Below are 20,715 nucleotides of genomic sequence, written 5' to 3'. Positions count from 1 at the left end.
CGGCCGGAAGGCTGCCAGAGCTGCGTGAGTTCAGTTGCGTTTTTGAGAGCCCCGGCCCGCAAGGCCGGGGTTTTTCGTTGGCGGTATTGCTTCCTGTTCGGCGCGCACGGGAAGCCGTCTGGCCTGAAAGCCTGTCTTGGATTGCTCGAAGCCGGCGGACTCGTAGAAGGCCAGCGTGGCCGGCTTCTTCGAGCCCGTCATCAGCATCACCTTGTAGCATCCGGCAGCCCAGGCACGATCGAGAGCAGCCTTCAGGATTGCCTTTCCCAGCCCGCGGTTGCGATGGCCGGCGTCGGTAACGACATTCTCGATCAGCGCATAGGGCGTGCCGCCCCGGGTCAGGTTCGGGATGACGATTACGGTGCAGCTTGCGACCAGATCGGTGCCGAGGAGGCCGATCAGGACGGCACTGCCCTCAAAATTCCGTAGCCGGCCCAGAATATCCGCCGCCTCGTCATCCGGGCAGCGCGCGTCGTCCGGAACGAGGTGGCGATAGAGATCCAGAAGCGCGGGCAGGTCGGCCTGCTCCGCTGGACGAATGACGAGTTCGGTCATGCCGACAGGGATAGACGATCCCGCCGCTCATGAAAAACCCCGGCCGAGGGCCGGGGTTTTCAATGCGGCAGGATGTGCCAGAGGTCTCCGGCCTCAGGCCGGAAGGACGACGACCTTCGTCTTCACCGGCGTCTGATCGTAGAGATCGATCATGTCCTGGCTCAGCAGGCCGACGCAGCCGCTGGTGATGCCGGAGCCGATCGATTCCTCGTCGCTCGAGGCATAGATCGTGTAGAGCGTGTATTTGCCGTTCTGATAGAGATGCAGCGTACGGGCTCCGAGCGGGTTGTCGAGACCTCCCGGCATGCCGCGGGCGTATTTGGCGGCCTCGGGCTGGCGCTTGATCATTTCCGGCGGGGGCGTCCAGGTCGCCCATTCGGATTTGCGCCCGACATAGGCGTCGCCGTTCCAGCGGAAGCCGTCGCGGCCGACATTGGCGCCGTAGCGGGTGGCGTTTCCGTCGCCCTCGATGCGATAGACGTAGTAATTGGCCGGATCGACGATGATGGTGCCGGGCTCTTCCTTGCTCTCGTAGCGGACGGTGCGGCGCCAGTATTTCCGATCGACCTTGGTGACGTCCGCGGCCGGGATCGCGAATTTCTTGTCGGGTACGGGTCCGTACATCTGCTGCGCTTCGGCGAGGCTCATGCCGTCGCCGGCGCAGCCGCCGAGCCCCAGCGCGCCGAGGCTGACGGCCGAACCGACCAGAAACGAGCGGCGGTCGACAAGCCCCGACCGGCGCCCGAACGAAGCCGCCTCGCCGACACCGGCATTCCTACCATCGATGATCATGATCTTGGACTTCCCATGTCCTGACTGCCGCACGAGGCGATGCTCCCGCATACACCTGTCGAATGTCTTAACCAACCCGAGATTGCCGTCAGACGAGACGGCTGGCAAGCGCGAGTCTTCGCTGCGCAGGACTGGCGCTGCGCCGGAGCCGATAGCGTCCACGCGGCTTGGCAGGGCGATCGCGTCTCGCTGGGCCTCATCCAATCCGATCGCCGGCCTCGGCATCCGAGCGACGAAAGCAGCCGCTTGCCCGCACGGCCCGGAAGACGACATCCGACGAACGTCGCGAGACAGCATGCATATCCGGCCGAGCCAACATCGTGATCCGAGTCGAGGTTCGTGCGCGCTTAGCCATGGCGTCGCTAAGCAATAGTTTGTTCCGGCTCTCCGGTGAGCAACGGTATATTACCATTGGTCAAGTTGGGGCGGCTTATTCCAGTGGTTTTGATTTGAATTTTTGCATCCGGGCTTAAGTATGCGCAAAATTCGGCGCTGGACTGGAGAAAAAGACCCTCCCAATATTGGCTGATAACAATCGGTGAGTCGTGCGGATACCGAACGCGGTGATCGGTTATCCGGCATGCGACGCGAAGGGGACAGGGAATTGCCCAATCTCAACCGCGCACGCTCTTTTGCCTGGCTGTCAACCACCTCGTTGCTCGCCACGGCAATGCTGTCGGGCACGGCCGCAGCAGGATGCGGCGCAACATCCGCAGGCAACGATGCCGTCGTCTGCGATGCGGGCCCGCCCGATCCGACGCTCGCCCCGGTCGACCTCCAGGCCGGCGACGACCTTCTCACCGTCAACGGCGGCACCTACAGCGCCGGCATCACGGGGGGAGCGGGAACCAAGACGGTCGTCATCGCCGGCGGCAGTATCGCGAGCTATCTCAACACGATCGGCACCAGCCTGATCACATTCCCGGCGGGCAGCACCGCGACAATCACCGGCGGCGTCACGACCGGCCCTGGCGCCGACCGTTTCGAGATCAACGCCGGCACGGTCGGCGGCGCGGTCAGCCAGGGGAGCGGCATCGACAGCTTCATCATGACCGGGGGCAGCATCGGCTCGCTCGCCCAGGGCGACCAGCGCGACACCTTCTTCATGTCCGGCGGCACGATCGTCGGCGCCTTCGAGGACGGCGACGTCGCCATCATGACCGGCGGCACCATCGGCCGCGTCGACATGAAGCTCGACAACAACGTCTTCGACATGTCCGGCGGCCGGATCAACGGCAATCTGGTGACCGGCTTCGGCAATGACACGATCACGATCTCGGGCGGCTCGATCGGCGGCAATATCAGTGTCAGCGGCGGTACCGACAGCGTCACGGTGACCGGCGGTGCGATCGGCGGCGAGATCCGGATGAGCACCGGCGCGGATACCTTTCTGTGGCAGGGCGGCGGCACGATCGGCGGCCTGATCGATATGGGCACCGACAATGACACGGTGACACTGCGAAACCTGGGCGCCGGCACGATTTCTCCGACGCAGCGCATTACAGGCGGCGACGGCACCGACCTGCTGGTACTTGCCGGGAACGGCCCCGCCTCCGTCAGCGCGAGCTCGATCACCGGCTTCGAGATTCTGAACAAGATCGAGCCGGGAACGTGGACCCTCGATGGCTCGCTGACCGATATCCAGGTGGCGACAGTGCAGCAGGGCACGCTGCGCCTCATCGGCAACAACACCGCCTATGCCGGCCGGATGATCGTCGATCCCGCCGGCACGCTCGAAGGCCCGGCGCAGGGAATCACCCCGGCGGTGACGAATAACGGCCTCGTTCGCTTCACGCAGCCGGATGTCGCAACCTATGCCGGGACGATCAGCGGCACCGGCGCGGTCGAGAAGACCGGGGCGGGCACGACGATCCTGACCGGGTCCAACAGCTATTCCGGCGGCACCACCATCACCCAGGGCACGCTTCAGCTCGGTGCGGGAGGGACCAGCGGCAGCATTCTCGGCAATGTCAGCAATAGTGGCAGGCTTGCTTTCAACCGTTCCGACATCCTCACGTTCGCGGGCACGGTCTCGGGCACGGGCGCGCTCGCCCAGACCGGCTCGGGCACGATGGCGCTGACGGCAAACAATCCCTATTCCGGCACAACGACCGTCTCCGCCGGAACCCTGGCCATCGGCAACGCAGCCAGTCCGGGGGCTGCACTCTCCGGCGGCGGGGCCGTCTCCGTCGCATCCGGCGCGACGCTCGGCGGCTATGGCAGCGTGGCGGGATCGGTCAGCAACAACGGCCGGATCGCGGTGGCCGACGCCGTGGCGGCTTTCGCCGGGAGCGCCAAGGGCAATTTCACCATCGGCGGCACGCTCACCAATGCCGGCCTGGCACAGGTCGGCGGCAGCGGGATCGGCAATATGCTGACGGTCTCGAACTATATCGGCCAGAGCGGCACCGTCGCGCTGAACACCTTCCTGGGCACGGATGGATCGCCCTCGGATCGGCTCGTGATCGATGGCGGTACCGCGAGCGGCACGTCACGGCTTGCGATCACCAATGTCGGCGGGCCCGGAGCCACTACGACAGGCAACGGCATCCTCGTGGTCGACGCCATCAACGGCGCAACGACGAATGCAGGGGCCTTCGCGCTGGCGGGGCCGGTCGCGGCCGGCGCTTATGAGTACGTCCTGTTCCACGGCGGCGCGACGGCGGGCTCGACACAAAACTGGTATCTGCGCAACCAGATCGAGCCGGTGGCTCCGGATGTGACGCCGCCGGTCGCCGCTCCGGGGAGCCCTTCGTTGCCGCCGGCGCCGCCCGCCGGTTCGGCACCGGTCCCGCTCTACCGGCCGGAGGTGCCTGTCTATGCGGCCATTCCGGCCACGGCACGCCGTCTCGGCCTGGCGACGCTCGGGACGTTCCATCAGCGGAGGGGCGAGCAGAGCCTGCTTAGCGGTCAGGGGAGCTTCTCGGCGGGTTGGGGACGCGTCTTCGGCGAGCGCATGGATCAGCGCTGGTCCGGCACCGTCGACCCCGAGTTCAACGGCCGTATCTGGGGTCTCCAGACCGGCCTCGATCTCCTTGCCATCGATCGGGCGAGCGGGCACCGCGACAGCTTCGGTCTGTTTTACGGATTTGCCCGCGCCGAGGGCGATATTCGGGGCTTCGCACTCGGCCAGCTCCGCAGCAAGGTTGGCAAGCTCGATCTCGATTCGAACAGCCTGGGCGCCTACTGGACGCATGTCGGCCCGTCAGGCTGGTATCTGGACACGGTCGTGATGCATAGCTGGCTCGATGGCAGCGGCGGCTCGGACCGTGGGGTGCGCGCCGATATCGGCGGCTCGGCCGTCACCGCCTCGGTGGAAGGCGGCTATCCGCTGGCTCTCGGCGCAGGCTTCGTGCTGGAGCCACAGGCGCAACTGATCTGGCAACACCTCTCGCTGGACCGAACCCGGGACCGGTTTTCCGCAGTCTCCTTCGATGATGGCGACAGCTTCACCGGCCGTATCGGCGCCCGCCTGCAGACGAGCTTCCTGATCGGCTCCTCACAGATCCAACCCTATCTCACCGCCAATCTCTGGCACAATTTCAGCCGCGCCGACAAAGTCACGTTCGACGCGGTCGATGTGATCCCGACCCGATTCCGGGGCTCGTCCCTTGAGGTCGGCGGCGGGATCGTCGCCAAAGTAACCTCCAACGTCAGTCTCTATGCCGCGGGCGGCTATACGACTGCGCTTGGCGATGACAAGGGTCACAGCATCCAGGGCAACCTTGGCCTGCGCGTCACCTGGTAGGCATCTCAAGCTGAAGCGCTCTGCAGAGCGTGAATTCCAGCATGGCCACGCGAGGGTCGAAATCAGGCTGTGCCCAGGCCGGCGGCTTTTCGCCCCGTACACGGCGGCGCATGGCCGTTTCCTGATTTGAACCGATTGAAAACACCGGCGGTTGGGGGCATCTCTAGAGGCGTGCGCCGCCGTCGCGGCGCCGAGAGGTTCCGGTTTCCGCCATGCTCGACAAATCCGCGCCGCCCCGCACGCTCAAGCTCAACGCTGCCGACAACGTCGTCGTCGCGGTCGATCCCGTCGATCTCGGCGTGACCGCGGCCGGGGTCGAGGCGCTGAAGCGCATCCCGCGCGGGCACAAGATGGCGATCGTGCCGATCGCCAAGGACCAGCCGATCCGCAAGTTCGGCCAGATCATCGGCTTCGCGACGGCCGATATCGTGCCGGGCGATTGGGTGCACGAGCACAATACCGGCTTCCACGCCTTCGATCGCGACTATGCCTTCGCTGCGGAGGCAAAACCCGAATTCGTCCTGCCGGTCGAGCAGCAGGCGACCTTCGAGGGCTTCCGCCGCGCCAATGGCAAGGCCGGCACGCGCAACTATGTGGGCATCCTGACCTCGGTGAACTGCTCGGCCTCGGCCGCGCGCTTCATGGCCGAGGAGGTGAAGCGCTCCGGGCTGCTGGCAGATTATCCCAATGTCGACGGCGTGATCGCGCTGACCCACGGCACCGGCTGCGGCATCGACTACAACGGCGAGAGCTTCGAGGTGCTGAAGCGGACGACCTGGGGCTATGCCTGCAACCCGAACATGGCGGCGGTGCTCGTCGTCGGCCTCGGCTGCGAGGGCTTCCAGATCAGCCGCATGAAAGAGGCTTATGGCGTCACCGAAAGCGACGTCTTCCGCACCCTGACGATCCAGGAGACCGGTGGCACGAAGAAGGCGGTCGCTGCCGGCATCGATGCGCTGAAGGTGATGCTGCCGATCGCCAACAAGGCGGTGCGCGAGACGGTGCCGGCTTCCGAGCTGATGCTGGCGCTGCAATGCGGCGGCTCGGACGGCTATTCCGGGATCACCGCCAATCCGGCGCTGGGCGCTGCCGTCGACATCCTTGTCGAGCATGGCGGCACGGCGATCCTCTCCGAGACGCCCGAGATCTACGGCGCCGAGCATCTGCTGACGCGCCGCGCGGCGACGCGCGAGGTCGGCGAGAAGCTCGTCGGCATCATCAAGTGGTGGGAGGATTACACCGCGCGCGCCCGGATGAGCATGAACAACAACCCCTCGCCGGGGAACAAGGCGGGCGGGCTCACCACGATCCTGGAGAAGTCGCTGGGCGCGGCGGCCAAGGGTGGCACCAAGACGCTCTCGGCGGTCTATCACTATGCCGAGCCGGTGAAGGCGAAGGGCTTCGTCTACATGGACACCCCCGGCTACGACCCGGTCTCGGCGACGGGCCAGGTGGCGGGCGGCGCCAATATCCTCGCCTTCACCACGGGGCGCGGCTCGGCTTATGGCTGCAAGCCGACGCCCTCGGTCAAGCTCGCGACCAACACGCCGATGTATCTGAAGCAGACCGACGACATGGACATCAATTGCGGCGATGTGCTCGACGGCGTGACGTTGGAGGAGAAGGGCCGCGAGATCTTCGACTACCTGCTGCGCGTCGCTTCGGGCGAGCACTCCAAGTCGGAAGAGATGGGTTATGGCGATGCCGAGTTCGTGCCCTGGCAGATCGGCGCGACGATGTAGTTTTTCAGCGCGCCGATTGAACCCGGCGCGCGGTCGAGGCGACCAAGGATGGCTCCGGCGCTGCCGGGGCCATTTCTTTTGTCGGCTCGGATCTCCATGAAGACCTTTTTTCTCGTCACCATCCCGCGCGTCCTGCTCGGGGTGATCTTCCTCATCAGCGCCGTCGACGGCTTCTGGTGGCTCGCCACGGGCATGAACCTGATCCATCCGCCGACCAGCCCGCGTGGCGTCGTGTTCGAGACCGCCCTGCAGGATTCCGGCTTCCTCTGGCCCTTCCTGAAGGCGGTTAATCTCACTGGCGCGCTCAGCCTGATCGCGAATGTCGTGCCGGCCTTCGGCCTGGCGCTGATTGCGCCCGTGATGGCGGTGATCGTGCTGTTCCACGCCACGATCAACCCGCAGGGCCTGCCGGTCGCGGTCATTCTCGTGGTGCTGGGCTCGATGCTGGTCTGGGCCTATCGCGATCGCTATGCGGCGCTGTTCCGGTAAGCCTGCGACCCATTCTTGCGTCATGGTCGGGCTTGTCCCGACCATCCACATCTTGCTTCAGCGCGGGCGGTGTTCAAGACGTGGATGCTCGCCACAAGGGCGAGCATGACGGCGCGGCTGGCCTGTCTGTCAGAGCGAAAAGCCTGTCAGCCGCTCGCGCAACCCTTCGATCCTGTCGGCTGCGACATTGGCGATGGCGATGCGCAGGTGGTTCTCCTGTCCCGGGCCGAAATACGGGCCGGGCAGGGCGAGCACGCCGCAATCCGCGACGAGGCGGCGCGCCACCTCGGCCGCCTTCACGCCCTCGAAGGGGTGCGCGACATAGGCGAAATAGGCGCCGGCCGAGAGCACGCGCCAGCCGTTGAGCGGTGCCATCGCCTGGCGGAAAAGATCAGCACGGGCGTTGATCTCGGCGCGGTTGCGCTCGCGCCAGTCGCGGATGCCGTCGATACCCCAGGTCACGGCGGCCTGGCCGGCCCGGACCGGGCTGATCTGGACGCAGTCGAGCACCTTGCCGATCTGGGCGAGCGCCGGCTCGCCGGCTGTGATCGCGCCGAGGCGCCAGCCCGGAATGGCATAAGCCTTCGAGAAGCTGTAGAGGCCGATCACCGAATCCTGCCAGCTCGTTGTGGCGAAGACTTCATGCGGCTTCGCAACGTCCGCGGGCAGGAAATCGCGATAGGTCTCGTCCAGTACGAGCCAGATGCCGCGCTTTGCGCAGAGCGCGGCGAAGGCTGCGATGGTCTCGGGCGTATAGACCGCGCCGGTCGGGTTGTTGGGCGTGACCAGCACGATGGCGCGGGTGCGCTCGTCGATCAGCGCCTCGGCGGTCGCGGCATCCGGCACGAAGCCGGCTTCCGGCGCGCAGGGCAGCGGGCGGGCCTCGACGCCGAGCATGGTCAGCGTCATCTCATGGTTGAAGTACCACGGCGTCGGTAGCAGCACGTTGTCGCCAGCCCGCGCCAGCGCCATCATCGTCACGACATAGGCCTGGTTGCAGCCCGAGGTGATCGCGACCTCGGTCGGCGCGAAGGACGCGCCGTAGATGCGGGAGATCTCGGCGGCATAAGCCTCGCGCAAGCTCGCATCGCCGGTGATGCCGCCATAGCGCGTGTTGCCGGGCTCGGTCGCCGCAATGGCGAGCTTTTCGAGCAGAGCGGGCGGGGGCGGGGCGCCGGGCACCGCCTGCGAGAGATCGATCAGCGGGCCGCGGGCGCCGCCATAGGCGCGGGCCCAGCCTTGCGCCTCCGGGATCGGCGGCGTGCCGGTATCGATGAGATCGGGATTGAGCGAGGCGCTGGCGGTCGTCGGCATGGTCTCTCTGATTTGCGGCGTGCGTGCGCTGGCGTCAATCGCCTTGGAAGCGCAGCAAACCCGCGCCATATCTGGAGCACTTCAAATCCAGCGATCGGGCGAATGCATGCAGGACGAGACCGAGGATGCCATTGCTGCGCTGCATGCGCTGCTCGACGAGGCGGACAGCATCGTCAGCTTCACTGGCGCCGGCATCTCGACTGAATCCGGCGTGCCGGATTTCCGCACACCCGGTTCGCCCTGGATGGTCAACAAGCCGATCCCCTACGATGCCTTCGTCGAGAGCCGCGAGGTCCGTATCGAGGCCTGGCGCCGCAAGTTCACGATGGACGACCATTATCGCGGCGCCGCGCCGAACAGCGGCCATCAGGCGCTGGCCCGGCTGGTGGCGGAGGGGCGTTCGCCCGCCATCGTCACCCAGAATATCGATGGTTTGCACCAGGCTTCCGGCGTGCCCGAGGACAAGGTGATCGAGCTGCACGGCAACGGCACCTATGCGACCTGCCTGAGCTGTGGCTGGCGGCATGAGCTGGCGGCGATCCGGCCCGCTTTCGAGGCCACTGGCGAGCCGCCGGAATGCACGATCTGCGCCGGACCGGTGAAATCGGCGACGATCTCCTTCGGGCAGGCGATGCCGCAGGAGGCGATGAAGCGGGCGCAGGGATTCGCGCTGGAATGCGACCTCTTCCTCGTCGTCGGCTCGTCGCTCGTGGTCTACCCGGCGGCGACGCTGCCGGTGATCGCCAAGCGACAGGGCGCCAGGCTCGTCATCCTCAACCGCGAGCCGACGGAGCTCGATCCGGTGGCCGATCTCGTCATCCGCGCCGAGAGCGGGGCGGTGCTGGGCGGGCTCGCTTCCAGACCCGGATGATGTGGACGATTTTTCGGGGGCTGTTTCCTGAATCCGCAGCAATGGTATCGTGACAGCGCGAATCAAGCGTTGTGCGTGGGGGTGAGCGGCACATGTCCGACGAATTCGGTGAGAGCGGGCGGCCACCGATGGGTCCCATCCAGTCACTCAATCGCGTCGTGCGGCTCGATGGGGCGGGCGATCACGCGCCGGAGGTGCCGGTCGAGGTCACCGGCTACGTCAAGTGGTTCGACGTCTCCAAGGGCTACGGCTTCGTTGTTCCGGAGGCGGGGGGCGCCGACGTTCTGCTCCACGTCACGATCCTGAAACGCGACGGATTCAATACGATAGCCGAAGGCGCTCGCATCGTGCTCGAAGCCGTCGAGAAGCCGCGAGGCCGCCAGGCGGTGCGCGTGCTGTCGATCGATACGTCCTCCGGACGCCATCCGTCCGAGATGCCGATGGCGCGCACCAATGTCGCGGTGTCGCCGACGAGCGGGCTCGAGCGCATGGTGGTGAAGTGGTTCAACCGCCTGCGCGGTTTCGGCTTCGTCTCGAAGGGCGAGGGCGCGCCGGACATCTTCGTGCATATGGAGACGCTGCGCCGCTACGGGCTCGTCGAGCTGGTGCCGGGCCAGACCGTGCTGGTGCGCTATGGGCCGGGGCCGAAGGGGCTGATGGCCGCCGAAATCCACCTGGAGCAGGATGTAGCCGCGACGGCGGCGCATTAACTTTCCGGCTGGTTTGAATGAAAAAGGCGCCCCGTGGGCGCCTTTTCTTTTTGCCGCGCAGGATTGGCGTCATCCTCGGGTCAAGCCTAGCATGACGCCCGTCGATCGGCGGCCATCAAATCCCGAAGGACGTGCCGCAGCCGCAGGAGCTCGTCGCGTTCGGGTTGGTGATCCGGAAGGACTGGCCGATCAGGTCGTCGACGAAATCGATGGTGCAGCCTTCGAGCAGGTCGAGCGAGGTCTCGTCGATCAGCACCTTGGCACCGTCGCGCTCGATCATGAGATCGTCTGGAGCTTTTTCCTGATCGATATCGAAGATGTACTGGAAGCCGGAGCAGCCGCCACCGGCGACGCTGACACGCAGCATCGCGCCCGGTGCTTCGCTCGCCATCACCGAGAGAATGCGTTTTGCGGCATTTGCGGTCACCGCGATGCCGCGTGGATTGACCGCGAGATCGGTCGACATATTCGGGGCTCCTTGGGCAGATGCGCCTTGCACCCTGGTTACCCGGAAAGGTAATGGCCCGACAGCGGCTCTACAAGCATGGGGTCGCAACGAGGCTGCCATGCCCTATCCACAGAGCCCGACCCCGCCGGCCGGCCACGAACCCGGAGAACGCTGGCGCGCGCCCTATGCCTGCCGCTCCAGCACGAGCCGCGGGCGCCTCGTGGCGGAGCCGGCCTCGGCGACGCGCGGCGAGTTCCAGCGCGACCGCGACCGCATCATCCATTCGACCGCCTTCCGCCGGCTGAAGCACAAGACGCAGGTCTTCGTCTCGCATGAGGGCGACCATTATCGGACTCGCCTGACCCATACGATCGAGGTGGCGCAGATCGCCCGTGCCCTGGCGCGCGCGCTCGGCCTCGACGAGGACCTGGCCGAGGCCCTGGCGCTGGCGCATGACCTCGGCCACACGCCCTTCGGCCATACCGGCGAGGATGCGCTGGAAGAATGCATGGCCGGTTTCGGCGGCTTCGACCACAACGCCCAGACGCTCAGGATCGTGACCCGGCTGGAGCGGCGCTATGCCGATTTCGACGGGCTCAACCTGAGCTGGGAGACGCTCGAAGGACTGGTCAAGCATAACGGTCCGCTGCTCGACCACGAGGGAAAGCCGACGGCGCGCTATGTGAAGTCAGGCATTCCCGTCGCGATCGTCGAATACCAGCAGCGCCAGGACCTCTGGCTCGACAGCTATGCCTCGGCCGAGGCGCAGGCCGCGGCGCTGGCGGACGACATCGCCTATAACGCCCATGACATCGACGACGGCCTGCGCGCCGGTTTGTTCGGCCATGCCGAGCTCCGGGCGGTGCCGTTCCTTGCCGAACTGCTCGACGAGATCGAGCGCCTGCATCCGGGGCTGGAGCGGGCGAGGGCGACGAATGAGCTGGTGCGACGGGTGATCACGCGCTTCGTCGAGGACGTGATCGCGGAATCGCAACGGCGCCTGACGGCACTGGCGCCGGCCGACGCGGATGCGATCCGGCGGGCGGATGGGCCGGTCATCGCCTTCTCGCCGGTGATCGAAGCGGCTGACCGCGACATCAAGGGCTTCCTCTACCCGAACATGTACCGCCACCCGCGTATCGCGCCGATCCGGGCCGATGCGGCACAGGTGGTGCGCGAGCTGTTCCAGCGCTTCAGCGCCGACCCGGCAGCGATGCCGGTGGAATGGGCGGCGGGCTGCGATCCCCTCGACGAACACCGCCGCGCGCGGCGAATCGCCGACTACATCGCCGGGATGACCGACTGGTACGCGCTCGACGAGCACCGCCGGCTGTTTGACGCCACCCCCTCGCTGCGATAGGGCCGGGCGGCTCCCCATCCGCAATCGTGGCCGCAATGAACCTGTTCGAGATCTATTCCGCCCGTCTTCACGCTGCGCTCTCGGCCCTCGCCGAGCGAGGCGCGCTTCCGGCCGGCCTCAATCTCGCGCGCGTCGTGGTCGAGCCGACCAAGGACCCGGCTCATGGCGATCTCGCCACCAATGCCGCGATGGTGCTGGCCAAGGATGCCGGCACCATCCCGCGCGCGCTGGCCACGCTGCTGGTCGAGGAATTGTCCAGGGATCCGGAGATCACCAAGGCGGAGATCGCCGGCCCCGGTTTCATCAATCTGACTTTGCAGCCGGCCGTGTTCACGGCGGTGCTGAAGACCGCGATCGAGGCGGGGCTGGATTACGGGCGCGGCGCGCCGAAGCCCGAGCCGAGGGTCAATGTCGAGTATGTCTCGGCCAACCCGACCGGGCCGATGCATGTCGGCCATGGCCGCGGCGCCGTGTTCGGCGATGCGCTAGCGAGCCTGCTCGCCTTCGCCGGCCATGACGTCACCCGCGAATACTACATCAACGATGCCGGCGCGCAGGTCGACGTGCTCGCCCGCTCCGCCTTCCTGCGCTACCGCGAGGCGCTGGGCGAGGATATCGGCCCGATCCCCGAGGGGCTTTATCCCGGCGATTACCTGGTCTCGGTCGGCAAGGCGCTTGCCGAACAGCACGGCGACGCCTTGCGCAACAAGGCCGAGTGGGACTGGCTCCCGCTCGTCCGGCAGGCGGCGATCGACGGCATGATGGCGATGATCCGCGACGATCTCGCTGCGCTCGGCGTTGTCCACGACCTGTTTTTCTCGGAGCGCTCGCTGCAGGGCCGGGACGGCAATTCCAACGCGGTGCACCAGACGATCGAGGACCTGCGCTCGCGCGACCTTGTCTATGAAGGGCGCCTGCCGCCGCCGAAGGGCCAGAAGGACGAGGACTGGGAAGACCGCGAGCAGACCCTGTTCCGCGCCACCAAATTCGGCGACGATGTCGACCGGCCGTTGCTGAAATCGGATGGCAGCTACACCTATTTCGCCAACGACATCGCCTATCACCGCTCCAAGTTCATGCGCGGCTTCCCCGAGATGATCGACGTCTGGGGCGCCGACCATGGCGGCTATGTCAAGCGCATGCAGGCGGCCGTGAAGGCGGTGACGGGCGGGCAGGGCTCGCTCGACGTCAAGCTCTGCCAGCTCGTGCGCCTGCTGCGCAACGGCGAACAGGTCAGGATGTCGAAGCGCTCCGGCGATTTCGTCACGCTGCGCGAGGTCATCGACGAGGTCGGCCGCGATGCGGTGCGCTTCATGATGATCTTCCGCAAGAACGACGCGACGCTGGATTTCGATCTCGGCAAGGTCGTCGAGCAGTCGAAGGACAATCCGGTCTTCTACGTCCAGTACGCGCATGCGCGCTGCGCCTCGATCTTCCGGCAGGCGCGCGAGGTCTATCCCGATCTCGACCTGTCGCCGGCGGCGCTGGCAGGGGCCGATCTCTCGATCCTCGTCGACGAGGCCGAAGTCGGCATCATCAAGACGATCGCGGCCTATCCGCGAATCATCGAAGGTGCGGCGGCTGCGCACGAGCCGCATCGCGTGGCATTCTTCGTTCATGAGCTGGCGAGCGCTTTCCACTCGCTCTGGAACAAGGGCAAAGACTCGCCGCAATTACGGTTCGTTAATCAAACTGATCGAAAGTCGACCTTGGCGAGGTTGGCGTTTGTGCATGCGGTGCGCAGCGTTCTTGCTTCCGGTCTGGCTGTCGCCGGAGTTGCGGCGCCGGAAGAGATGCGCTGACGGAGGTTTTTCCGCTGGCGCGCACAAGGTCAGGTTGACCGCACAGAGTTCCCGGTTCTTCCATAGGAGGAAGCGGCTTGTGCTGGAATGGATCATACCATGAGTGAGCCAGCTAGGAATCGTTTCGCGCTCGATCTCGAAGATCTCGAGCGCCAGCTGCGCGGAGCAGGGCAGACGCCCCGCCCAGGGCAGCAGGCCGATCCGCTTGCGGAACTGACCCGCATCGTCGGGCAGGAAGATCCGCTCAAGGACATTTTCGCCGAGCGGCGCCAGCCGCCGCGCCCTGCGCCGCGCCAGGAGCCGAGCTTCGAGGTCGTCCCGCAGCAGCCGGCGCCGGCCGCTCCCGAAATGAGCGCGCCTCCAGCCGAAATGCGCGGCGCGCTCGATGAATTCGAGGCGCTGTTGCGGCGGACCGAGCCGAAGCGGGCGGAAGCTGCGCCTCCGCCTCCGCCGCCGGCCCAGCCTGCTCCCCAGGATGATTTCGAGCCCGATTTCGATCTGCCTGAGCCGCTGCCCTATGCGCGCCCGGCCGTGCTTCAGGGTGCGGCTCCGCCGCGCGACCTCGACCAGGGCGCGCCATACCGCCCGGCGCCGGCCGCCTATGCGCCGGAAGAGCCTGCCTATGACTATGGCCACGCCCAGCAGGGCATGCCGGCGCCGGAATACGGCGAAGACGACATGCCCGACCTGGAGCCGCGCCGTTCGCGCAAGGGGCTCTGGGCTGCCGCAGCGGTCATCGCCGTCGGCCTCGTCGGTGTCGGCGCTGCGTTCACGTGGCGCGGCGGGTCCGTCTCGAAGGACGGCCAGCCGCCGGTGATCGCGGCCGATGCCGGGCCGGTCAAGGTCGAGCCGGTCAATCCGGGCGGTGCGGAGATCCCGAACCAGAACAAGCAGATCTACGATCGCAATCCTGACGCCCCACCGGCGCAGAGCAAGGTCGTGAACAACGAGGAGCAGCCGATCGATGTCCAGCAGGCGGCCCGCTCGATGCCGCCGCGTGTGGTCGTGCCCGGTCCGACCTCCGGCGCCGGAACTGCGCTCGCCGCGGCGCCGGGCGCGCCCGAGCGCAGCATCACTCCGCTGGAGCCGGCCCTGACGCCGACCCCGCCGGTGCCGGGCCTCGGCGAGCCGCGCAAGGTTCGTACCGTCTCGATCCGCCCCGACGGCACGCCGGCACAGAACCCGATCGCCGTCGACAGCAACCAGCCGATCGCGACCGGCTCGGCGCCTACCCGCTCGCTCGCCAGCCTGGCGGCGCAGCCGGCGCCGCGCCCCGCACCGGCTGCCGCGGCACCGAAGGTTCAGGAACGGGCGACGACGCCGCCGGCCGCGACCACGCCTGCCGCGCCGACCCGTCTCGCCAGCGCTGCTCCGGACGCCGTGCCGCCGGCTCCGGCGACCGCAGCTGTCCGCGCCGGCACCGGCGACTTCGTCGTGCAGCTCGGCGCGCCGGGCAGCGATGCCGAAGCCCGCGCCACCTTCGCGGCGCTGCAGCGCAAATATCCGCAACAGCTCACCGGGCAGTCGCCGATCATCCGCAAGACCGAGCTCGCGGGGGGCAAGACCGTCTTCCGCCTGCGAGTCGGGCCTTATTCCCGCGAGGATGCGACCTCGATGTGCACGCAGCTCCAGGCTGCCGGCGGACAGTGCTTCATCGCCAAGAACTGATCCGAACGATCAGCGTCGGATATCCGCGGCGGCACCCGGTGGGTGCCGCCGTTTTCATTTGAAACAGACGCATGACAGGGTGTGACGCCACGCTTGTTTCATGCGTTAGGCCGTGCGAGTAGCCTCCCCAACAACGAGTGGTCTGTTCCAAGAGGGCAGGCTGGCCGAACGCTGGAGGTAACCCATGGATCGCCGCAAGTTCGTCAAGGTCGCTGCCGCCGGAGCGGTCGGAAGCGCTGCCATCGCCGCGCCCGCCATCGCGCAGTCGCAGCCCAAGATCAATTGGCGCCTGACCTCCAGCTACCCGAAGAGTCTCGACACTCTGTTCGGCATCTCGACCCATGTCGCGAAGCGCGTGGCCGAGGCGACCGACAACAACTTCCAGATCCAGGTCTTCGCGCCGGGCGAGATCGTGCCGGCCCTGCAGGCGCTCGACGCGGTGCAGAACGGCACCGTCGAGTGTAGCCATACGCTGGCGAGCTTCTATATCGGCAAGGACCCGGCCTTCGCCTTCGAGACCTCGCTGCCCTTCGGCTTCAATGCCCGCCAGCAGAATGCCTGGCTCTACCAGGGCGGCGGCCTCGAGCTCTGCCGTGCCTTCATGAAGGGCTTCAACGTCCACACGATTCCCTCGGGCAATACCGGCGCGCAGATGGGCGGCTGGTTCCGCAAGGAGATCAAGTCGCTGGAGGACCTGAAGGGCCTGAAGTTCCGTATCGCCGGCCTCGGCGGGCGGATCATGGCGCGTCTCGGCGTCGTGCCGCAGACCATCGGCGGCGCCGACATCTACCCGGCGCTGGAGCGCGGCACGCTCGATGCCGTCGAGTTCTCCGGTCCCTATGACGACGAGAAGCTCGGCTTCGCGAAGGTCGCCAAATACTACTACTACCCCGGCTTCTGGGAGGGGAACGCCAATGTCAGCTTCCTCGCCAACCAGGACAAGTGGAACGAGCTGCCGGCTTCCTACAAGGCGATCGTCGAGGCCGCCTGCGCCGAGGCCAACATGAACTGCCTGGCCAAGTACGACCACAACAATCCCGACGCGCTGATTCGCCTCGCCGGCACCGGCGCGGAGCTGCGGCCCTTCCCGCAGGAGGTGATGGCGGCGGCGTTCAAGGAGGCCTTCGCCATGTATGGCGAGCTCGCCGCCAGCAATGCCAACTTCAAGACCTTCTACGATTCCTTCCTGCCGTACTGGAAGAAGGAGCAGCTCTGGTTCCGCATCGCCGAGCTGCCGTTCGACGCGTTCAATGCGCAGAACTACCAGCAGGTGAAGTGAGTTTACACGCGGGCGCGGATCGTTCTTGACCGCGCCCGTGGCACATTTTGCTTTCTCGCATCGGCCTAGTCCGAAAACCGCATTTGCCTTTTCGGGCCGATGCCGTAACCCGATGTCATGACATCGCGCGCCTTCATTGCCGGCTGCATCGGCACGAGCCTCACTGCGGACGAGCGGGCCTTCTTCCGCGACGCCCGGCCCTGGGGCTTCATCGTCTTCAAGCGCAATACGCAGTCGCCCGAGCAGGTCGCGGCATTGACCGCGGAGATGCGCGAGACTGTCGGCTGGCACGCGCCGATCCTGATCGATCAGGAGGGCGGGCGCGTCCAGCGCATGGGGCCGCCGAACTGGCCGAAATATCCGTCGGCCCGCGCCTTCCTCGCCATCAACGATCCCATCCGCCAGCGCGAGATCGTCCGGCTCAACGCCCGGTTGATGGCGCATGACCTGAGACAAGTCGGCATCGATGTCGACTGCCTGCCGGTGCTCGACGTGCCTGTCGCCGGCAGCCATGACGTGATCGGCGACCGTGCCTATGCCCATGATCCCGATCATGTTGCACGGCTCGGCCGGGCGGCCGCGGAGGGACTGATCGCGGGCGGCGTGCTGCCGGTCATCAAGCATATGCCCGGCCATGGTCGCGCGCGAGCCGACAGCCATCATGATCTGCCGATCGTCGATGCCTCGCTGGACGAGCTCCGGGCGCATGATTTCCGGCCGTTCCGGCATCTTGCCGACATGCCGCTGGCGATGACCGCGCATCTCGTCTTCACCGCGCTCGACGCCAAGAACCCGGCGACGATCTCCCGCAAGATCGTGCGCGAGATCATGCGCGGCGAACTCGGCTTCGACGGCCTGATCATGACCGACGACATCTCGATGAAAGCGCTGTCGGGCTCGTTCGAGGCCAAGTCGCGGGCCGCGATCCGGGCCGGCGTCGATGTCATCCTGCATTGCCACGGCATCATGGACGAGATGATCGCTGTCGCCGGTGCCGTGCCGGAGATGACGGGCGCGCGTGCGCGCCGCGCCGCCGCTGCGCTGGGCCGCATCCGGCACGAGCCGGAGCCGGTCGATCTGGAGGCCGTGCGCGCCGAGATCGCGAGCGCGCTTGCGTTGAGCGCCTGAACGGCCGAATCTGCATCTCCGGGGATGACAGGTGGGGCAGGGCCTTCGATGACGGCCGAGTTGCCATTCGAGGAAGACCGCACTGAGCGCGCGGGCGAACCTTCGCTCGTCGTCGATGTCGACGGCTATGAAGGGCCGCTCGACCTGCTGCTCGATCTCGCGCGCCGGCAGAAGGTCGATCTGCACCGCATCTCGATCCTGGCTCTTGCCGAGCAATATCTCGCCTTCGTCGAGGAGGCGCGGGCGCTGCGGCTCGAACTCGCGGCCGACTATCTCGTCATGGCGGCCTGGCTCGCCTATCTCAAGTCACGCCTGCTGCTGCCGGAGCCACCCAAGGGCGAGGAGCCGAGCGCGGCCGACCTTGCGACCGCGCTCGCCTTGCGCCTGCGCCGGCTGGAGACGATCCGCGCTGCCGCGAACAAGCTTTCCGCCCGCGAGCGGCTGGGGCAGGACGTGTTCGCCCGCGGTGCGCCTGAGGAGATCGTGGCTGGCGCCCGACCGGTCTGGGAGGCTGAGCTCTACGACCTGCTCGCAGCCTATGCCCAGCAGCGGCAGAAGCGGGTGCAAGGCCATATCTCGGTCGGGCACCGCGTCGTCTGGTCCCTGGTCGAGGCGCGCGAAGCCCTGCAGCGGCTGGTCGGCGAGGCCGGCGACTGGACGGAGCTCGACAGCTATCTGACGCGGTACATGGCCTCGCATGGCCTGCCCGTGCGGGAGATGCGGGCGACGGTGCAGGCCTCTGCGCTGTCGGCGATGCTCGAGATGGTGAGGGAAGGGGTCCTCGACCTCAGGCAGGACAATGCCTTCGCGCCGATCGAGGTGCGCCGCCGCTCGGCCAGGCCGGAAGGGCTGCCCTTCGCCAAGGACGCTTCATGACCGGGGCGTCGGTCGAACCCGAGGATGCCGAGGCCGATGCCGAGGCCGATGGCGGGGCGGAAGCCTTTTCGCAGGCTGTTCGCGTGGTCGAGGCCTTGCTCTTCGCCTCAGCCACGCCGCTGACCGCCGAGGTGCTCGGCCGGGCGATTCCCGCCGGTATCGTGATCGAACAGGTGCTGGCCGGGCTCGTCGAGAGCTACGCGCTGCGCGGGGTCAATCTGCGCCAGATCGCCGGTGGCTGGGCCTTTCGCACGGCGCCGGACCTTGGCTATCTCCTCGCGGCCGAGGCCGAGCCGCCGAGGCGCCTGTCGCGGGCGGCGCTCGAAGTGCTGTCGATCATCGCCTATCACCAGCCGGTGACGCGGGCTGAGATCGAGGAGATCCGTGGCGTCGCCACCGCCAAGGGCACGCTCGACATCCTGCTGGAGGCGGGCTGGGTCCGCCTGCGCGGACGGCGGCGCTCGCCGGGCCGTCCGATCACCTACGGCACGACGCCGGGCTTCCTCGACCATTTCGGGCTCGACCGCATCGACGACCTGCCGGGGCTGGAGGAATTGAAGGGCACGGGCTTCATCGAAGGGCGCCTGACGCGCGACCTTGCGGTGCCGGTGCCCGACGACGATCCGTCCTTGCGTGACGACGAGGACCCGCTCGGCGATCTGTTCAGCCCGCTTGACGACGGCGAAGGCGGATCGCAACAGGGGTAAGGACCCGGCCGCCGGCCGGGGTGGAATGGCCGGAGCGGTATCGACCTTGGCGGAAACCAAATCAGGATGGCTCGGCTGGGGCCGGCGCGGCACGGCCGGGGCGGCGATCCCGATGGCGCTCGGCTTCGAGAACGTGACGCAACGCTTCGGCGCGGTGACGGCGCTGTCGCATGTCTCGCTCTCCGTCAAACCCGGTGAGATCGTCGCGCTTCTCGGCCAGTCCGGCTGCGGCAAGACGACGCTGCTCAGGCTCGCCGCCGGGGTCGAGCGGCCGAGCGCTGGGCGCGTGCTGCTGGAGGGACGTGACGTCTCCAACCCTGATCGCTTCATCGAACCCGAGCATCGCGGCGTCGGTTTCGTCTTCCAGGACTATGCGCTGTTTCCGCATCTCAGCGTGCGCGACAATGTCCGCTTCGGCCTGCGCGGCCAGGCGCCTGCTGCTGCCGATGCGACCGCCTTGCGGGCGCTGGGACGGGTCGGGCTCGCGGAACTCGCCGATTCCTATCCGCACATGCTCTCGGGCGGTGAGCAGCAGCGCGTGGCGCTGGCGCGCGCGATCGCGCCGCGGCCGGGCGTGCTGCTGATGGACGAACCCTTCTCCAATCTCGACCGGCGCCTGCGCGACGTGGTGCGCGACGAGACCGCTGCGCTGCTGGAGGAAACCGGCGCCACCTCGATCATCGTCACGCATGATCCCGAGGACGCGATGCGCATAGCCGACCGGATCGTGCTGATGCGGGCGGGGCGGATCGTCCAGGTCGGCACGGGCGAGGAGCTTTACCGACAGCCCGGCAGCCTCTTTGCCGCCCGATTTTTCTGCGATCTAACCGAGGTCGAGGGCCGGGTTTCCGACGGTGCGGTCGATACGCCGTTCGGCCGCTTCGCGGCACCGGGCATCGCGGAGGGAATGATGGCGGTCGCCTGCATCCGGCCGCATCGCGTCCGCATCGTGCCGAAGGGTTATTACCTGCGCGGACGGTTGACCGGCCGGCGCTTCCTCGGGGAGGCCGACCATCTGCAGGTGATGGTGGACGGCTTCGATCGGGCCTTGTCGGTTCGCGCGCCGCTCTCCGGCGAGATCGCGGTGGGCGACGAAATCGGGGTCGAGATTCCGTCGGACGAAGTCCTTGTGTTTCCGGCCGCGGATCAATAGGTTCCGCCGCCGAACGATCGACCGGACAAGGATTTGGTTGGGGCCATTCCCCGGTCGACGCAATTTCGGAGGA

At 67.0% G+C, this 20,715-nt stretch carries 17 protein-coding genes; 13 read left to right on the top strand and 4 right to left on the bottom strand.

Going from position 1 to position 20,715, the window contains the following annotated elements; genetic code table 11:
- Positions 1-30: 30 nt before the first annotated feature.
- A complete protein-coding gene (locus tag BLQ70_RS21470) occupies positions 31-555 on the bottom strand; it encodes a GNAT family N-acetyltransferase (protein WP_091861178.1) in 525 nt (174 codons plus the stop codon).
- Positions 556-648: 93 nt separating this feature from the next.
- Positions 649-1,347, bottom strand: coding sequence for a L,D-transpeptidase (locus BLQ70_RS21465; RefSeq protein WP_091861175.1), 699 nt, complete (start codon positions 1,345-1,347; stop codon positions 649-651).
- Between the two features lie 580 nt (positions 1,348-1,927).
- Between BLQ70_RS21465 and BLQ70_RS21460 the strand changes: the two genes are divergently transcribed.
- The 3 genes from BLQ70_RS21460 to BLQ70_RS21450 all read left to right on the top strand — a co-directional run bounded on the left by BLQ70_RS21460 (position 1,928) and on the right by BLQ70_RS21450 (position 7,326).
- Positions 1,928-5,095: an autotransporter outer membrane beta-barrel domain-containing protein gene (locus BLQ70_RS21460; RefSeq protein WP_091861173.1), complete on the top strand. Its 3,168-nt coding sequence runs from the start codon at positions 1,928-1,930 to the stop codon at positions 5,093-5,095.
- 212 nt (positions 5,096-5,307) lie between these two features.
- On the top strand, positions 5,308-6,837 hold the full coding sequence (locus BLQ70_RS21455; RefSeq protein ID WP_091861170.1) for a UxaA family hydrolase: 1,530 nt from the start codon (positions 5,308-5,310) through the stop codon (positions 6,835-6,837).
- 96 nt (positions 6,838-6,933) lie between these two features.
- Positions 6,934-7,326: a hypothetical protein gene (locus BLQ70_RS21450; RefSeq protein ID WP_061967462.1), complete on the top strand. Its 393-nt coding sequence runs from the start codon at positions 6,934-6,936 to the stop codon at positions 7,324-7,326.
- Between the two features lie 129 nt (positions 7,327-7,455).
- On the opposite strand, the gene BLQ70_RS21445 is transcribed toward BLQ70_RS21450, so the two are convergent.
- Positions 7,456-8,640, bottom strand: coding sequence for an aminotransferase (locus tag BLQ70_RS21445; RefSeq protein WP_091861168.1), 1,185 nt, complete (start codon positions 8,638-8,640; stop codon positions 7,456-7,458).
- 106 nt (positions 8,641-8,746) lie between these two features.
- Here BLQ70_RS21445 and BLQ70_RS21440 point away from each other — a divergent pair, with 106 nt between their 5' ends.
- Positions 8,747-9,511: an SIR2 family NAD-dependent protein deacylase gene (locus tag BLQ70_RS21440; RefSeq protein ID WP_091861165.1), complete on the top strand. Its 765-nt coding sequence runs from the start codon at positions 8,747-8,749 to the stop codon at positions 9,509-9,511.
- A 92-nt stretch (positions 9,512-9,603) separates the two neighbouring features.
- On the top strand, positions 9,604-10,221 hold the full coding sequence (locus BLQ70_RS21435; RefSeq protein ID WP_061967468.1) for a cold-shock protein: 618 nt from the start codon (positions 9,604-9,606) through the stop codon (positions 10,219-10,221).
- Between the two features lie 115 nt (positions 10,222-10,336).
- On the opposite strand, the gene BLQ70_RS21430 is transcribed toward BLQ70_RS21435, so the two are convergent.
- A complete protein-coding gene (locus BLQ70_RS21430; RefSeq protein WP_061967469.1) occupies positions 10,337-10,687 on the bottom strand; it encodes a HesB/IscA family protein in 351 nt (116 codons plus the stop codon).
- A 100-nt stretch (positions 10,688-10,787) separates the two neighbouring features.
- Between BLQ70_RS21430 and BLQ70_RS21425 the strand changes: the two genes are divergently transcribed.
- From BLQ70_RS21425 to BLQ70_RS21390, 8 genes are all read left to right on the top strand, one after another.
- Positions 10,788-12,029: a deoxyguanosinetriphosphate triphosphohydrolase gene (locus BLQ70_RS21425; RefSeq protein ID WP_091861162.1), complete on the top strand. Its 1,242-nt coding sequence runs from the start codon at positions 10,788-10,790 to the stop codon at positions 12,027-12,029.
- A gap of 35 nt (positions 12,030-12,064) precedes the next feature.
- The gene (gene argS, locus BLQ70_RS21420; RefSeq protein WP_091861159.1) at positions 12,065-13,831 is read left to right on the top strand and encodes an arginine--tRNA ligase; all 1,767 of its coding nucleotides are present in this window, start codon (positions 12,065-12,067) and stop codon (positions 13,829-13,831) included.
- A gap of 99 nt (positions 13,832-13,930) precedes the next feature.
- On the top strand, positions 13,931-15,499 hold the full coding sequence (locus BLQ70_RS21415; protein WP_170843493.1) for an SPOR domain-containing protein: 1,569 nt from the start codon (positions 13,931-13,933) through the stop codon (positions 15,497-15,499).
- A 184-nt stretch (positions 15,500-15,683) separates the two neighbouring features.
- Positions 15,684-16,778, top strand: a complete 1,095-nt coding sequence (locus BLQ70_RS21410) for a TRAP transporter substrate-binding protein (RefSeq protein WP_091861153.1) — start codon at positions 15,684-15,686, stop codon at positions 16,776-16,778.
- 117 nt (positions 16,779-16,895) lie between these two features.
- On the top strand, positions 16,896-17,906 hold the full coding sequence (nagZ, locus tag BLQ70_RS21405; RefSeq protein ID WP_091861150.1) for a beta-N-acetylhexosaminidase: 1,011 nt from the start codon (positions 16,896-16,898) through the stop codon (positions 17,904-17,906).
- 48 nt (positions 17,907-17,954) lie between these two features.
- Entirely contained in the window at positions 17,955-18,782 is an 828-nt protein-coding gene (locus BLQ70_RS21400; RefSeq protein WP_091861146.1) for a segregation and condensation protein A, read from the top strand.
- Positions 18,779-19,489 (top strand): SMC-Scp complex subunit ScpB, encoded by a 711-nt coding sequence (gene scpB / locus BLQ70_RS21395; protein WP_091861144.1) that lies wholly within the window; start codon positions 18,779-18,781, stop codon positions 19,487-19,489. Before BLQ70_RS21400 ends, scpB begins: the two co-directional genes overlap by 4 nt.
- 46 nt (positions 19,490-19,535) lie before the next feature.
- On the top strand, positions 19,536-20,642 hold the full coding sequence (locus BLQ70_RS21390) for an ABC transporter ATP-binding protein (RefSeq protein ID WP_244512115.1): 1,107 nt from the start codon (positions 19,536-19,538) through the stop codon (positions 20,640-20,642).
- Positions 20,643-20,715 lie beyond the last annotated feature (73 nt).

Source organism: Allobosea robiniae (assembly GCF_900102525.1).
Classification (GTDB): Bacteria; Pseudomonadota; Alphaproteobacteria; order Rhizobiales; family Beijerinckiaceae; genus Allobosea; species Allobosea robiniae.
Note: the sequence above shows the minus strand (reverse complement) of the source record. Positions and strands in the feature narration are given on the sequence as shown.